This is a genomic window from Nakamurella flavida (assembly GCF_030811475.1).
GTDB lineage: Bacteria > Actinomycetota > Actinomycetes > Mycobacteriales > Nakamurellaceae > Nakamurella > Nakamurella flavida.
In genome coordinates this window covers 319,912-334,114 of the sequence record NZ_JAUSQV010000001.1, presented here as the reverse complement: position 1 = coordinate 334,114, position 14,203 = coordinate 319,912, and the positions used below count along the sequence as shown (strand labels likewise).

Below are 14,203 nucleotides of genomic sequence, written 5' to 3'. Positions count from 1 at the left end.
CGGATGCACTCTCGAACGACACGCTGGTCGAGATGCAGCGGCGGATGCTGCGCATCCGGCGGTTCGACGAGCGCGCCTCCAAGATGGTGAAGCGGGGCCAGATCCCCGGCACCGTGCACACCAGCATCGGCCAGGAGGCCCAGGTCGTCGGTGCCTGCATGGCCCTCGGCGACAGCGACTACATGAGCGGGAACCACCGCAGCCACGGTCACCCCATCGGCAAGGGCGCCCCGCTGGGCCCGCTGATGGCCGAGCTCGTCGGCAAGTCCGGCGGAGTGTGCGGCGGCAAGGGCGGCTCCCTGCACCTGGCCGACTTCGCTGTCGGCAGTCTCGGCGAGTCCGGCATCGTCGGCAGCTCCATCCCGATCGCCGTCGGCGCCGGCCTGTCCTCCAAGGTCCTGGACAACGGCCGGGTGTCGCTGGCCTTCTTCGGTGACGGCGCCGCCAACCAGGGCTGCCTCTACGAGGGCATGAACATCTCCGGCGTCTGGAAGCTGCCGGTCATCTTCCTGTGCGAGAACAACCAGTACGCGCTGTCCACCCCGGCCCACACCGTCACCTCCGGCGTGATCGCCGACCGGGCCGCCGGTTTCGGCATGCCCGGTGTGCGGGTGGAGAACGGCCAGGACGTGCTCGCCGTCTTCGACGCGGTCGCCACCGCCGTGCAGCGGGCCCGCGCCGGTGAGGGTCCCTCCCTCGTCGAGGTGGTGACCTACCGCTTCAACGAGCACTCCGAGGGTCTCAAGCTCGGCGTGGACTACCGCGACACCGACGAGAAGGCCGACTGGCTGGCCAAGGACCCCATCGTGCTGTTCCGCGCGGTGCTCATCGAGCGCGGTGTGGCCACCGCCGAGGAGATGGACGCCCTGGAGGCCGACGTGCTGCGCGAGGTCGACGAGGCCTTCGCCTTCACCAACGACAGCCCCTACCCCGATCCCTCCGTCGCCTTCGACGACCTGTACACCGACTCGAAGTTCGCGGTGCACACCTGGAACGACCAGTCCACCTTCGGCACCCTGGAGAACGTGCGATGACCGTCATGAGCTACCTCGGCGCGATCGGCGCCGCCCAGAAGGAGGCCATGCTGGCCGACGACCGGGTCGTCATCATCGGGGAGGACGTCGAGGCCAACGTCTACGGCACCACCGGCGGGGCCGGGAAGTCCCGGGCGTCGGAGGGTGACTTCCTGCAGCAGTTCGGCCGCAACCGCATCCGCAACACCCCCATCTCCGAGGAGGTGATCGTGGGCGCCGCGGTCGGTGCCGCGATGACCGGGCTGCGGCCGATCGTCGACCTGTCCTATTCCAGCTTCCTGTACATGGCGATGGACCAGTTCGTGAACCAGGCGGCCAAGAACCGCTACATGTTCGGCGGCCAGGCCAGCGTCCCCGTGGTGTTCCGCTCGGCGATGTTCTACGGGCTGAGCACCGGCGCGCACCACTCCGACCGGCCGTACCCCATGTTCATGAACGTGCCCGGCCTGAAGATCGTCACCCCCGCGTACCCGAGCGATGCCAAGGGCCTGCTCCGCACCGCCGTGGACAGCGACGACCCGGTGTTGATCTTCGAGGCCTGCGTGCTGTGGGGCAGCAAGGAGGAGGTCGACGAGAACGAGTACAAGATCCCGTTCGGGGTCGGTCGCTCCGTGCGCACCGGCACCGACGCCACCGTCATCGCCGTGTCCGGCGCCGTTCCCGAGGCGGTCGCCGCGGCCGACACCCTGGCGAAGGAGGGCATCTCGGTCGAGGTGTTCGATCCGCGCACGCTCGTCCCGCTGGACGTCGAGGGCATCCTGACCGCCGCGGCGAAGACCGGCCGCGTCGTCGTAGCCGACCCGGCCCACCGGACCTGTGGTGCCGCCGCGGAGATCTCGGCCCTGGTGTCCGAGCACGTCTTCGACTCGCTCCGGGCCCCGGTCCGTCGGATCACCACCCCGGACATCCAGATCCCGTTCAGCCCCGCGCTGGAGAAGCAGCTGTACCCGAACCGCATCGCCATCGCGGACGCGGTCCGGGCCTCCCTGGGCGTCATCGCCCCCGATGCCGCCGGCGCGAACGGCGCCGCCGGGAACGGCGGTCGGGGTGGCAGCGTGGCCACCCCGGGCGCCGACCGCGAGGAGCTGGCCACCGGCTCGGCGCGCTGACCCCGCACCATCCCGCCGTCCCCAGCGGGGACGGCACCCGACACCACGACCGCATCCACAACCGATCCACCTGACGAGGAGACACGACATGGCACGAGTGGAGGTCCTGCTCCCGCAGTGGGGCATGGGCATGAGCGAGGGCACCATCACCAGCTGGCTCAAGGCCGTCGGTGACACCGTCGCCGAGGACGAGCCGTTGGCCGAGGTGGAGGCCGAGAAGGTGGAGGAGACCCTGGAGTCGCCGGCCGCGGGAACGCTGGTGGAGATCCTGGTCGCCGAGGACGAGACCGTCGAGGTCCGCACCCCGGTGGCCGTCATCGAGACCACCGACTGATCGGTCCACCCCGGCCCGCGCCCCGGACTCCACCCAGCAGCCCCGACCGGCCCTGCGGTGGACACCGGGGCCCGGGCCACGCGGGCCGGCACGACGGCGTGCCGGCCCGCCGCACCACCACCAGCCCATCAGGAGAGGAACCACCCATGGTCAGGCCCGAGCTCACCGGGGAGCCGTTCGACGTCATCGTCGTCGGCGCCGGGATCAACGGGGTCGGCATCGCCCAGGACGCGGCGTTGCGCGGCCTGCGCGTGGTGCTCGTCGAGCAGGACGATCTCTGCAGCGGCGTCTCGGCGTGGTCCGGGCGGCTGGTGCACGGCGGCCTGCGGTATCTCGAGCAGTACGACGTCGGCCTGGTCTACGAGTCGCTGAACGAGCGGGAGCGGTTGTTCAAGCTCGCTCCGCACCTGGTCAAGCCCAAGCCCCTGATGGTGCCGGTCTACAAGCACAACCGGCGGCCGGGCTGGATGGTCGAGCTGGGCATGATCGCCTACGACGCGCTCTCCCTGCGCAAGACCCCGCCCTACCACCGGGCCCTGTCCAAGAAGAAGACCACCGCGCGGTTCACCGGCGTCGGCACCGACGGCCTGTCCGGATCGGTGGTGTTCTACGACGGTCAGGTGGAGAACGCGGAGCGACTCTGCGTGGAGCTCGCGGTCGACGCCGCCGCGGCCGGGGCGGTCATCGCCCTGAAGACGCGCGTGCAGGCACCGCTCCTGGAGAACGGCCGGGTCGTCGGCGTCCGCGCCCAGGACACCATCACCGGCGAGACCTTCGAGATCCGCGGGTCGGTCGTCTACAACGTGGCCGGCGCGGCCATCGACCGGCTGCTGGCCGACCCGTCCCTGCCCGCACAGCCCCGACTCAACGGTGGCACCAAGGGATCCCACCTCATCGTCGACCCGTTCCCGGGTGCGCCGACCGACGTCGTCTACTACGAGTCGCGGCAGGACGGCCGGCTGGTCCTGATCATCCCGTGGCGCGGCCGCTACATGATCGGCACCACCGACATCCGGTTCGACCAGGACCCGGACGAGGCCCGGTGCGACATCGGCGAGGTCGACTACCTCCTCGGGGAGGTCAACACCCTGATCCCGGAGGCGAACCTCTCGCTGCAGGACGTGCTGTACACGTTCAGCGGCGTGCGTCCCCTGCCGTACGTGCCGGACAAGGCCGAGTCGGCCGTGCCGCGCAGCCACGTGCTGCACGACCACGGCGATTCCGGCCTGCCCGGGCTCGTCACCATCGTCGGCGGCAAGCTGACCACCTACCGTCAGCTCGCGCAGGACACCATCGACGACGCCTTCCGCCGGCTCGGTCGCAAGGCCCCGCCGGTGTCCACCAAGAACCGGCGCTACCCCGGCGCGCAGTTCGTCGACCTGGACACCCTGAAGGCGTCCGTCGCCGGCCGCACCGGCCTGCCGGCCGACCAGGTCACCCGGCTGGTCGACCTGTACGGCAGCCGCGCCTTCGCGGTGTGGCAGCTGGCCGAGCGCTACCCGGAGCTCAACCGGACCGTGCACCCCAGCGGGGTGCTGGCCGCCGAACTGGTCTTCGCCCTCGACGAGGACCTGGCCCGCTCGCTCACCGACGTCCTCGCCCGCCGGGTGCTGCTGGCGTTCGAACCGGGCCACGCCCTCGAGGAGGTCGACGACATCACCAAGGTCATCGCCGACCACCTCGACCAGGACGACGCCTGGGCCCAGGCGCAGATCGCCGAGTACCGGGAGTGGCTCGACAAGCTCAAGGTTCCGGATCCGGACGGCCCCCGTTCGGAGAGCTTCGGCGCCGGGGTCGTCGTGGGCGCGTCGTCGTGACCGGGCCGCTGGTGCTGGCCCTCGACGAGGGGTCCAGCAGCTGCCGCTCCATCCTCGTCGACAGCACCGGCGCCATGCACGGGGAGTCCCGGGCGAACGTGGCCTGGGTGCACCCCCGGCACAGCTGGGTCGAACTCGACCCGGTCCGGCTGTGGCAGGACCAGCTCGGCACCATCGAGCGGGCCATGCGCACCGTCGGCGCCGACGGCGTCGACCTCGCGGCGGTGGCCATCACCACCCACCGCGAGACGGCGATGATGTGGGACCGGGCGACCGGGGAGCCGGTGCACAACGCGCTGGTGTGGATCTCCAAGCAGACCGACGACATCGTGCGCCGGTGGTCGGCGGACGGTCTGGACGACGTCTTCCGGCAGCGGACCGGCGTCTTCAACGACTCCTTCTTCTCCGCGGCCAAGGTCGCCTGGATGCTGGAGAACGTGTCCGGTCTGCGCCGGCGGGCCGAGGCCGGCGAGATCGCGTTCGGCACCCCGGACACCTGGCTGCTCTGGAACCTCACCGGGGGGCGGTCGCACCTGACCGACCACGGGTGCGCGTCCCGCACCGCCCTGTTCAACCTGGAGTCGTTGACCTGGGACGCCGAGCTCTGCGCCACCCTCGGCATCCCGCTGGAGATATTCCCGGAGGCGATCGCCTCGGACGGCGACTTCGGTGTCAGTTCGGTCGACGTGCTGGGGGCGGAAGTCCCGGTCCGGGCGGTGCTCGCCGACCAGCAGGCCGGTCTGTTCGGCCAGGCCTGCTTCCGGCCCGGATCGGTCAAGAACACCTTCGGCACCGCCGGGGTGCTGGTGGCCAACGCCGGCGACAAGCCGCTGGCCGTGGACGGTCTCACCACCAGCGTGGGGTGGACCGTCGGCGGGGTGACGGACTACGAGCTCGAGGGGGTGGTCTTCCACTCCGGCCAGACGCTGTCCTGGATGAAGGACAACCTGCGCCTGTTCGAGTCCAACGACGACATCGAGTACCTGGCGCGGTCGGTGCCCGACTCCGCCGGGGTGTACGTCGTCCCCGCGTTCGGTGGCATGTGCGCACCGCACTGGGACCGCGAGGCCAAGGCCGCGATCGTGGGCCTGACGCTGGAGTCCACATCGGCGCACGTGGTGCGCGCCGGCATGGACAGCATGGCGTTCCAGACCGCGGACATCATCGACTCGCTGGAGGCCGGCGGGGTACCCGTCGACATCCTCAAGGTCGACGGCGGCTCCGCCCGCAGCGATCTACTCTGCCAGCTCACCGCCGACCTGTCCGGAAAGGTCATCCAGCGGCCCACCTCGCTGGAACGCACCGCCCTGGGCGCCGCCTTCGTGGCCGGGATCGGCGCCGGCCTCTGGGACGGCGTCGCCGACTTCGAGGCCATGTGGCAGCTCGACCGCGAATTCACCCCGCAGATCTCCGACGCCGCCCGCGGCGAGCTCCACGCCGGCTGGCGGGACGCACTCGAGTGCACCCTGCCGAGCCTGCGATCCCGATCCACCTGACCTCCCGGCTCTCCCGACATGCCGGCCCACCCGGCCGTCCGCCGTCCCCATCCCCCACATCTCCGGCACCACCGCCGAGAAGAGGAAGTGCGTCATGCGCGACCCCCAACCGCTCCGCTGGGTCGAAGCCGCCCGATCGGGCGGCTACGCCCTCGGCGGGTTCAACATGCACAACGACGAGACCACCCAGGCCCTGCTGCAGGCCGCCGAGAAGGCCGATGCGCCGATCTTCATGCAGGTCGGGCGGGCGATCATCCCGCACATGGGCGTGAAGAAGGCTTTCGAGCTGACCGTGCGCAACGCCCGGGAGACCGACGCGCTCTACGCCATCCACCTGGATCACGGCACCTGGGACGAGGTGCTGGAGGCGGTCCGCCTCGGCTTCGACTCCATCATGTTCGACGCCGCCCACCTGCCGTTCGAGGAGAACATCGCCCTCACCCGCCGCGTGGTCGAGCTGTGCCACGACTACGGCATCCCCGTCGAGGCCGAACTGGGCAAGATCCCGGACGTCGGCGCCCCGGTGGAGTGGGCGTCCTACTACACCGACGTGCACGAGGCCGAACGCTTCGTGGCCGAGACCGGTGTCGACCTGCTGGCCATCTCGGCCGGTGTCGTCCACGGCGTCATCCCCGGCCTGGAGCAGGAACCGCTGGCCGTCGACCTGATCGACCGGATCCGCGCGGTCGTGCCGGTCCCCCTGGTGCTGCACGGGATCTCGGGCGTCCCGGACGCCGAGATCAAGGAGGCCGTCGCCCACGGCGTGCACAAGATGAACGGCGACACCGATCTGCGGCACGCCTTCCGCGCCGGACTGGAGGACGCCTGGTCCCAGGGCGACCTGCAGCTGGAGGAGGTCCTGGACGCGGGCCGCGTGCGGATGATCGACGCCACCGTGGCCAAGTTCGAGGCCATGGGCAGCGCCGGCACCGCGACCGCCCTGAAGGCGGCCGTCCGATGACCGCCGCCGCCGGTGGCATCGACACCGCGACCACCGCCGACGCCGCCCCGGACGGGGTGGCCAAGCCCCTGGCCGGCATGCGCAAGGTCGCCGCCCGCCGCATGGTCGAGGCCTGGGCCGCCCCGGTCTTCCACCTCGGGGTCGACGTCGACATGACCCGGGTGCTGTCCGCGGACCTGAAGTCCCTCGGCGGCACGGTCACCGATGCGATCCTGCAGGCCTGCGCCACCGCGCTGGTGGCCACCCCGGCGCTGAACGCCCACTTCGCCGACAACGTGATCACCACGTTCCAGCGGGTCAACATCGGGCTGGCCGTGGCCACCGAGAAGGGGCTCACCGTCCCGGTGCTCACCGATCTGCAGGGCGCGGATCTGGCCACCATCGCCGGCAAGCGCAAGGACGTGGTCACCCGGGCCCGGGCCGGCAAGCTGGGCATGGCCGATGTCAGCGGGGGCACCTTCACCGTGTCCAACCTGGGCATGCTCGGCATCGACCGCTTCGACGCCATCCTCAACCCCCCGCAGATCGCCATCCTGGCCGTCGGCAGCACCGTGCCGACGCCGGTGGTCCGGGACGGGGAGGTCGCGGTGCGGCCGCTGGCCGCCTTCACCCTGACCTGCGACCACCGGGCCGTGGACGGTGCCAGTGGCGCCGCCCTGCTCAGCGCGATCCGTCGGGCCATGGAGGACGGCGACCCGTCGGCGGATTCCCCGGCGTGACCGTGACCGCGGAGGTCGGATCGGGGACGGCGCTGCGCGAACAGCTCGCCGTCCTGCTCGGTGGCGCCCCCGAACTCCGGGTCGCCGCCGGGTCCGAGATGACCTCCGCGGCAGCAGATCTCGCCGTCGGCCCGACCCTGCTCACCCATGTCGCCGCGGGCGACGGGGCGGGTTGGCTGCGGCTGTACTCCCCCGCCCCCACCGTCGGCTTCAGCCGGCGGGACGCCCGGGAACCGGGCTTCGCCGACGCGGTGGCGATCGCCGCCGACCAGGGTTTCCAGTCCGCGATGCGCGCGCCCGGTGGTCGGGCCGCGGCCTACCACCGCTCCACCCTGTGCTTCGACCTGGTCGTGCCGGACCGGGGCGCGGACGCGGTCGCCCGGTTGGCCGCCCTCGGCGAGGTGCTGGCCGCGGTGCTGCGCGGGCGGGGGGTGGACGCCCGCGTCGGTCCCGTGCCGGACGAGTACTGCCCGGGGCGGTACAGCGTGAACGGCGGCGGCAGGGTCAAGCTGATCGGCACCGCGGGCCGGCGGGTCCGGGGGGCCCTGCTGCTCGGCGGGAGCATCGTCGTCGCCGATGCCGCCCCGCTGCGTGCCGTCATCGGGGCGGTCTATCCTGCTCTCGGCCTGCACTGCGATCCCGAGAGCGTGGGTGCAGCAGCCGATCTCGGATTCGTCGGGTCGGTCGAGGACATGCAGGCCGCCCTGCTGGCCACGCTCGGCACCGCCACCGGGCTGCGACCCGCAGCGTTGCCCCCGGCGGACGATCCCCCGCCGGACCGCGGCGGCACCCGGCCCCCGGATCCGTTCCGCCCCCGATCCTGATCCATCCGCTCGACGAGGAGTGCGCAGTGTCCGTGCAGAACCAGCCGACCCAGCCGTCGGTCCAGAACCCGCTCGCCCGCCGTCGGGCCGCCGCCGCAGCCGCAGGGGTGCCGAAGGCCACGACGTCCACCCCTGGGACCACGGAGGATCCGGTGGTCGTGGCCCGCCGGGTGGTGGCCGACGCGGACCCGGAGGGCACCCTGCCCCGTTGCGGGATCCGGGCCGTGCACATCGGCTCCCTGGACTGGTCGACCGTCCCGGACGCCGTGCAGGGCCTGCTGGGCGACTCCGCAGCCGGGCAGGACCCCCGGACCGTCGCCCTGCTCATGGACGGGACGGTCATCCGCCGCCGGGGCGAGGCGATCAAGCCGGAGATCTCCCGCCTGCTGGCCGAGCGGTACTCGGTCCGCGAGGTCGTCCTGGACGACGGCCATTCCGAGCTGCACGCCTCCGAGCCCGTGCTCGAGGACGCCCGGACGGCGGTCGCCGGGGCCGACGCCGTGGTGAGCATCGGCGGCGGCACCATCACCGACATCGGCAAGGTCGCCTCCGCCTCCGCCGGGGTCCCGCTGGTGGTGGTGCAGACGGCCGCGTCGGTGGACGGTTTCACCGACGACGTCTCCGTGCTGCTGCGCAACGGGGTCAAGCGCACCACCCCCACCCGGTGGCCGGACATCGTGCTGGCCGACGTGGACACCGTCCACGAGGCCCCCCGGGCTATGAAGATCGCCGGGTTCGGCGAGTTCACCTCGATGTTCACCGCCCCCGCCGACTGGTTGCTGGCGGCCCTGGTCGGGACCGACACCTCGTTCCACCGCGCGCCGGTGCTGATCCTCGACGAGGCCGCCCGGGACATCGACGACTGGTCGGTCGCCCTGGACACCGACCCGCAGGCCACCGGTCGGCTGGCCCGCGCCCTGGCCGTTCGGGGCATCGCCACCGGCGTCTCCGGCGGGACCGCCTGCCTGTCCGGGGTCGAACACCTGATCAGCCACATGCTGGACCTGTCCAACGGGGCGGCTCACCGGCCCATCGGCCTGCACGGGGCCCAGGTCGGCGCGGCCGGGGTCGTCGCGGCCGCCACCTGGCAGCTGCTGTTCGACCGGCTCGCGGACGCCGACCTCGACGCGCTGACCGAGCGGGTCCGCACCGGCCCCCTCACCGCGTCGCAGAACACCGTGCGGGACGCGTTCTCCGCGGTCGACCCCAGCGGCGCGATCGGCGGCGAGTGCTGGTCGGACTACGGGAAGAAGGCCGCCGCCCTCGACGGCCTCCGGGAACAGCTGGCCGCTCTGCTGACCGGGTGGCCGGCGGCCGCCGAGCGCCTGCGTCCGCTGGTCCGCACCCCCGACCGGTTGGCCACCGCCCTCGTCGCCGCCGGCGCCCCGGCCCGGTTGACCGAGCTGGGTTCGGTGGGCGACGCCGACCACGGCGTGTGGGCCGTCACCAACTGCGCCTACATGCGCAACCGGTTGACCGCGATCGATCTGCTCATCGCCCTCGGCTGGTGGGAGGACTCCGACATCGCCGCGGTCCTCGAGGCCGCCGAGCGGGCCGTGGCCGGAGCGGAGGCCGACCGTGCCGCGCGGTGACCTGGTCATCGGGGTGGACTGCTCGACCACCGCGGCCAAGGCCGTGGTCTGGGGACCGACCGGGATCGCCCTGTCCCAGGGGCGGGCCGAGTTCGACCTGAGCCACCCCCGGTCGACCTGGGCCGAGCAGAACCCGGAGGACTGGTGGACGGCCACCCAGCAGGCCATCCGCCGGGCCGTGCAGACCGTCGACCGGGAACGCATCTCGGCCATCGCGATCACCCACCAGCGGGAGACCTTCGCCTGCCTGGATCGCGCCGGCATGCCGCTCCGACCGGCGATGGTCTGGGCGGACACCCGGGCGACCGAGGAGGTGCAGAAGTACGGCACCGCGGAGGTCCACCGGATCACCGGCAAGCCGCCGAACCCGACCCCGGCCTGGTACAAGCTGCTGTGGCTGGCCACCCACGAACCGGAGACGGTGCAGCACACGGCGATGGTCGTCGACGTGGGCGGCTTCCTGATCCACCGGCTCACCGGCGAGTTCCGCACCAGCTGGGCCAGCGCCGACCCGCTGGGCGTGGTCGATCTGAGCACCTTCGACTACTCCGACGAGCTGCTGGCCACCGTGGGCCTGGGGCGCGAGGCCTTCCCGACGCTGCACGCACCGGGTGAGCAGCTGGGCACCATCACCGAGGCCGCCGCGCGGCAGACCGGCCTGCCGGCCGGACTGCCCGTCATCGCCGGCCTCGGAGACGGCCAGGCGGCCCAGCTCGGCTGCGGCATCACCGCCCCCGGGACGGCCTACCTCAACCTGGGCACCGGGATCGTCTCCGGCACCTTCAGCCGCACCTATGCCAGCGACGTGCGCTTCCGGACGCTGGCCGCCGGGATCGCCGGGGGTTACACGCTGGAGACGTTCATCGGCGGCGGCACCTACAACATCCGCTGGTTCGTGGAGAAGTTCGCCGGAGTGAACACCCAGATGCTCGGGTTGGACCTGTCCCCCGAGCAGGTCCTGGAGGCCGCGGCCGACATGCTCCCGCCGGGCAGCGACGGGCTGATCGCCCTGCCGTACTGGACGGGCGCGCTCACCCCCTACTGGGACCACCACGCCCGCGGCGCGCTCATCGGGTTGACCGGGGTGCACGGCAAGGGACACGTGTACCGGGCGATCCTGGAGTCCCTGGCCTTCGAGCAGCGGTTCCTCACCACGGGGGCCGAGGAGGCCCTGGGCGACCAGGTCACCCGCATCGTCGCCCTGGGCGGCGGGTCGCGGAGCCGCATCTGGTGCCAGATCCTCGCCGACGTCATGCAGCGCCGGGTCGAGGTGGTCAGCGAGTACGAGAGCACCTGCCTGGGCGCCGGGGTGCTGGCCGCGGCCGCCGTCGGCATCCACCCCTCCGTGGAGACCGCGGCCGCCGAGATGACGGGCACCGGCCGGGCGTTCGACCCCGACCACACCCACGTCGGGGCCTACGACCGGCTGTACGAGGTCTACCGGCAGATGTACCCCGCCCTGCGTGATCTGTTCGGCGCGCTGGCGGCCGCCCAGTGACCACCACCGGGACCAGCACCGGGACACCCACCACAGGAAGCGACCACGCCGTGCTCAGGACCCCCACCCGGACCTACGACGGGTACATCTTCGATCTCGACGGCACGGTGTACCTGGGCTCGGAGCTGCTGCCCGGGGCACAGCGGCTGCTGACCGGGTTGCGCGAGCAGGGGTCGCGGATCGTGTTCCTGTCCAACAACCCCACCCGCGACCCGCAGATGTACGTGGACAAGCTCACCGGTCTGGGCATCGAGGTCTCCCTCGAGGAGATCCTCAACACCGTGTCCACGATGACCACCTGGCTCACCGACCACGCGGCCGGCAAGAAGGTGTTCGTCATCGGCGAGCAGCCCCTGAAGTCGGCCATCGCCGCGGCCGGCCTGGAGCTCAGCGAGGACCCGGCGGAGATCGACGTGGTGGTGGCGAGCTACGACCGGGGCTTCGACTACCGCAAGCTGCAGATCGCCTACGACGCTCTGGCCTTCCACAAGCGGGCCGTGCTGGTGACCACCAATCCCGACGTGTTCTGCCCGTTCCCCGGAGGCCGGGGGGAGCCCGACGCCGGGGCCATCGTGGCCGCGATCGAGGCGTGCACCGGGGTGCGGTGCTCGGTGAACGCCGGGAAACCGGACAGCCTCATGGTCCGGACCGCGATGAACCGCATCGGGCTGGCCCCCGAGCAGTGCGTCATGGTGGGCGACCGGCTCAGCACCGACATCGCGATGGGCATCGCCGCGGGCATGGACTCGGCGCTGGTGCTCACCGGGGAGACCACGTTGCCCATGCTGGCCGCCTCGTCGGTCCGGCCCACCTGGGTGCTCGATCGCATCGACGAGCTGCTGGCCGCCTCGGGCTGATCACCGGCACCGGGGTGGTCCGACGGGGCGGGGACGGCCGGCTGTCGAGCCGGTCACCCGCAGTTGATCCCGGGCTCTGTATCTTACCCTGAGTGATGCCAGGACCACGGACCGGCGCCAGGCGGTGAACCTGCTGCCCCCAGGGCTCAACTCCGGCCGAGCCCCTTCTCTCCGTCCGGTATGTCCGAATACTCGGACCTGTGAGACGATTCCTGGCCCTGCTGACCGCCGCCACCTGCACCCTCGCCCTACTGACCGCGGGGTCGACGGGCGTGGCCTTGGCCGCTCCCGCACAACGGACAGGAACGGCGACCGTGGCCCCGGCGAGCGCACAGGCGGTACAGGCGGCCGGCACCGACTTCGTCCGGCGGGAGGGCAGTGCGCTCACGCTGGGCGGGGCGCCGTTCCGATTCTCGGGCACCAACATGTACTGGCTGGCCCTGGACGACAACGTCAAGGACGAGCAGGGCGCCGCCACCTACCCCACGGAGTTCCGGATCGTCGACGCCTTCGCCAGCGCCCGGGCGTCCGGTGTCACCGTCGTCCGGGCCTGGGCCAACTCGGTGGGCTGTGAGCGGTGCATCTCCCCACGTCTCGGCGAGATCAACCAGGCCGCGTTCGCGAGCCTGGACCGGGCCGTCCTGGAGGCCAAGCGCTCCGACATCCGGCTCGTGCTCAGCCTGCTGGACAACTGGGACCAGTTCCACGGCAGCAAGATGACCTACGCGCGGTGGCGCGGGACGACCGAGGACCGGTTCTGGACGGATCCCCAGCTGATCGCCGACTACCAGGCGTTCATCACCGCGGTGCTCACCCACCGCAACCCGCTCACCGGGCTGGCCTACCGCGACGACCCGACGATCATGGCGTGGCAGACGGGCAACGAGCTGTGGTGCCAGACCTGCCCGGGCAATCCCTGGTTCCCGGACTGGACCCGGCAGATCGCCGACCACATCAAGTCCGTCGCCCCCCGACAGCTGGTCGTGGACGGGCACGGCACCGATCCGGCCTGCACCACGGCCTGCCTGGACGCCCCGTCCCTGCAGATCGCCTCGGTGGACATTGTCGACGACCACCACTACCCGCCGTCGATCGCACGGCTGCGGGACTCGGTGACCCGCACCCGTGCGGCCGGCAAGGCCTACCTGGTCGGCGAGTACGACTGGCGCAACGCCACCGGCGGCGACCGGCTCGCGGACTTCCTCACCGCTGTGGAGACCTCCGGCGCGGCCGGGGACCTGTTCTGGGGACTCATCCCGCACGCCGACCGCGCGGGCTTCGTCGACCACCAGGACAGCTTCGAGTTCTACTTCCCGGGCCGGGACGACGACGAGCGGGCCCGCTCGGCCCTGCTGCGCCGGCACGCCGAGGTGATGTCCCGCCCGGGGGCCCTGGCGTCGTCCGCCGCCGCCGCCACCGCGGCGATGACCCCGGGCACGCCGGTGTTCAGCACCGCGTGGGCCACCCCGTCCGGGGTGGAGCTGGCCTACCGCGGGGTCGGTGGTGCGTCGGTGTACACCCTGCAGCGCATGCCGCCCGGGGGGACGTGGACCACGGTCTACACCAACCTGCGCGACCAGAAGGTCACCTATCACCGCAGCGTGCTCGATCCGAACGCCCGGGCCGTGTCCGGCACCCAGTACCGGATCCGCGCCTACGGACTCACCGGGATCGGCGGCCCCTGGTCGGCCCCGATCACCGCGCGCTGACCTCCCGACCACCTGTCGCGGTGACCGCTGGTCATCACCGGTCATCGGTTTGTCCCCGGAACGGGTGATCTCCGACCCGGAAGCCGACGATCGGACCGTCGTGGCGTGTCGTTTTGGTAATCTTGCCCTGTTCATCCGCGTTGTCCGAAGTGTGGGGGCTTCGAGTGCGCCGGTGACCGACCAATGACGGGGCCGGGAGCCGGATCGCCTCCGGCCGGCAACGTGTTCGGGGGCGGCAGCAGCAGATGAGTGA

General features: G+C 71.8%; 12 protein-coding genes. All 12 read left to right on the top strand.

The genetic code is table 11. The features are described 5' to 3' along the window. Window positions 1-44 precede the first annotated feature (44 nt). The 12 genes from J2S58_RS01480 to J2S58_RS01425 all read left to right on the top strand — a co-directional run bounded on the left by J2S58_RS01480 (window position 45) and on the right by J2S58_RS01425 (window position 13,950). A complete protein-coding gene (locus J2S58_RS01480; protein WP_344469969.1) occupies window positions 45-1,034 on the top strand; it encodes a thiamine pyrophosphate-dependent dehydrogenase E1 component subunit alpha in 990 nt (329 codons plus the stop codon). Continuing rightward, window positions 1,031-2,143 (top strand): alpha-ketoacid dehydrogenase subunit beta, encoded by a 1,113-nt coding sequence (locus J2S58_RS01475; protein WP_205255245.1) that lies wholly within the window; start codon window positions 1,031-1,033, stop codon window positions 2,141-2,143. Before J2S58_RS01480 ends, J2S58_RS01475 begins: the two co-directional genes overlap by 4 nt. Window positions 2,144-2,231: 88 nt before the next feature. Continuing rightward, window positions 2,232-2,477 carry a lipoyl domain-containing protein gene (locus J2S58_RS01470; RefSeq protein ID WP_205255244.1) on the top strand — a complete coding sequence of 82 codons (246 nt, stop codon included), beginning with the start codon at window positions 2,232-2,234 and terminating at the stop codon, window positions 2,475-2,477. Window positions 2,478-2,623: 146 nt separating this feature from the next. Beyond that, a complete protein-coding gene (locus tag J2S58_RS01465) occupies window positions 2,624-4,294 on the top strand; it encodes a glycerol-3-phosphate dehydrogenase/oxidase (RefSeq protein ID WP_205255243.1) in 1,671 nt (556 codons plus the stop codon). Further along, complete coding sequence (locus J2S58_RS01460; RefSeq protein WP_205255242.1) at window positions 4,291-5,790, top strand: FGGY family carbohydrate kinase; 1,500 nt, start codon at window positions 4,291-4,293, stop codon at window positions 5,788-5,790. Before J2S58_RS01465 ends, J2S58_RS01460 begins: the two co-directional genes overlap by 4 nt. Before the next feature lie 94 nt (window positions 5,791-5,884). Continuing rightward, window positions 5,885-6,751 (top strand): class II fructose-bisphosphate aldolase, encoded by an 867-nt coding sequence (locus tag J2S58_RS01455; RefSeq protein WP_205255241.1) that lies wholly within the window; start codon window positions 5,885-5,887, stop codon window positions 6,749-6,751. After that, the gene (locus J2S58_RS01450; protein ID WP_205255240.1) at window positions 6,748-7,470 is read left to right on the top strand and encodes a 2-oxo acid dehydrogenase subunit E2; all 723 of its coding nucleotides are present in this window, start codon (window positions 6,748-6,750) and stop codon (window positions 7,468-7,470) included. The genes J2S58_RS01455 and J2S58_RS01450 overlap by 4 nt, the downstream gene beginning before the upstream one ends. Continuing rightward, window positions 7,467-8,294, top strand: a complete 828-nt coding sequence (locus J2S58_RS01445; protein WP_205255239.1) for a lipoate--protein ligase family protein — start codon at window positions 7,467-7,469, stop codon at window positions 8,292-8,294. The genes J2S58_RS01450 and J2S58_RS01445 overlap by 4 nt, the downstream gene beginning before the upstream one ends. Before the next feature lie 26 nt (window positions 8,295-8,320). Continuing rightward, the gene (locus J2S58_RS01440; protein WP_205255238.1) at window positions 8,321-9,886 is read left to right on the top strand and encodes an iron-containing alcohol dehydrogenase; all 1,566 of its coding nucleotides are present in this window, start codon (window positions 8,321-8,323) and stop codon (window positions 9,884-9,886) included. Further along, window positions 9,873-11,384, top strand: a complete 1,512-nt coding sequence (locus J2S58_RS01435) for a xylulokinase (protein WP_306826136.1) — start codon at window positions 9,873-9,875, stop codon at window positions 11,382-11,384. The genes J2S58_RS01440 and J2S58_RS01435 overlap by 14 nt, the downstream gene beginning before the upstream one ends. 50 nt (window positions 11,385-11,434) lie before the next feature. Then, window positions 11,435-12,241, top strand: a complete 807-nt coding sequence (locus J2S58_RS01430; protein WP_205255237.1) for an HAD-IIA family hydrolase — start codon at window positions 11,435-11,437, stop codon at window positions 12,239-12,241. Between the two features lie 200 nt (window positions 12,242-12,441). Continuing rightward, entirely contained in the window at window positions 12,442-13,950 is a 1,509-nt protein-coding gene (locus tag J2S58_RS01425) for a glycoside hydrolase 5 family protein (protein ID WP_205255236.1), read from the top strand. The last annotated feature ends 253 nt before the right edge of the window (window positions 13,951-14,203 follow it).

Bases quoted from the DNA above. Each gene is read 5' to 3' on its own strand.
- J2S58_RS01480 (WP_344469969.1), top strand. From the start codon at position 45: ATGCTGCGCATCCGGCGGTTCGACGAGCGCGCCTCCAAGATGGTGAAG.
- J2S58_RS01475 (WP_205255245.1), top strand. From the start codon at position 1,031: ATGACCGTCATGAGCTACCTCGGCGCGATCGGCGCCGCCCAGAAGGAG.
- J2S58_RS01470 (WP_205255244.1), top strand. From the start codon at position 2,232: ATGGCACGAGTGGAGGTCCTGCTCCCGCAGTGGGGCATGGGCATGAGC.
- J2S58_RS01465 (WP_205255243.1), top strand. From the start codon at position 2,624: ATGGTCAGGCCCGAGCTCACCGGGGAGCCGTTCGACGTCATCGTCGTC.
- J2S58_RS01455 (WP_205255241.1), top strand. From the start codon at position 5,885: ATGCGCGACCCCCAACCGCTCCGCTGGGTCGAAGCCGCCCGATCGGGC.
- J2S58_RS01450 (WP_205255240.1), top strand. From the start codon at position 6,748: ATGACCGCCGCCGCCGGTGGCATCGACACCGCGACCACCGCCGACGCC.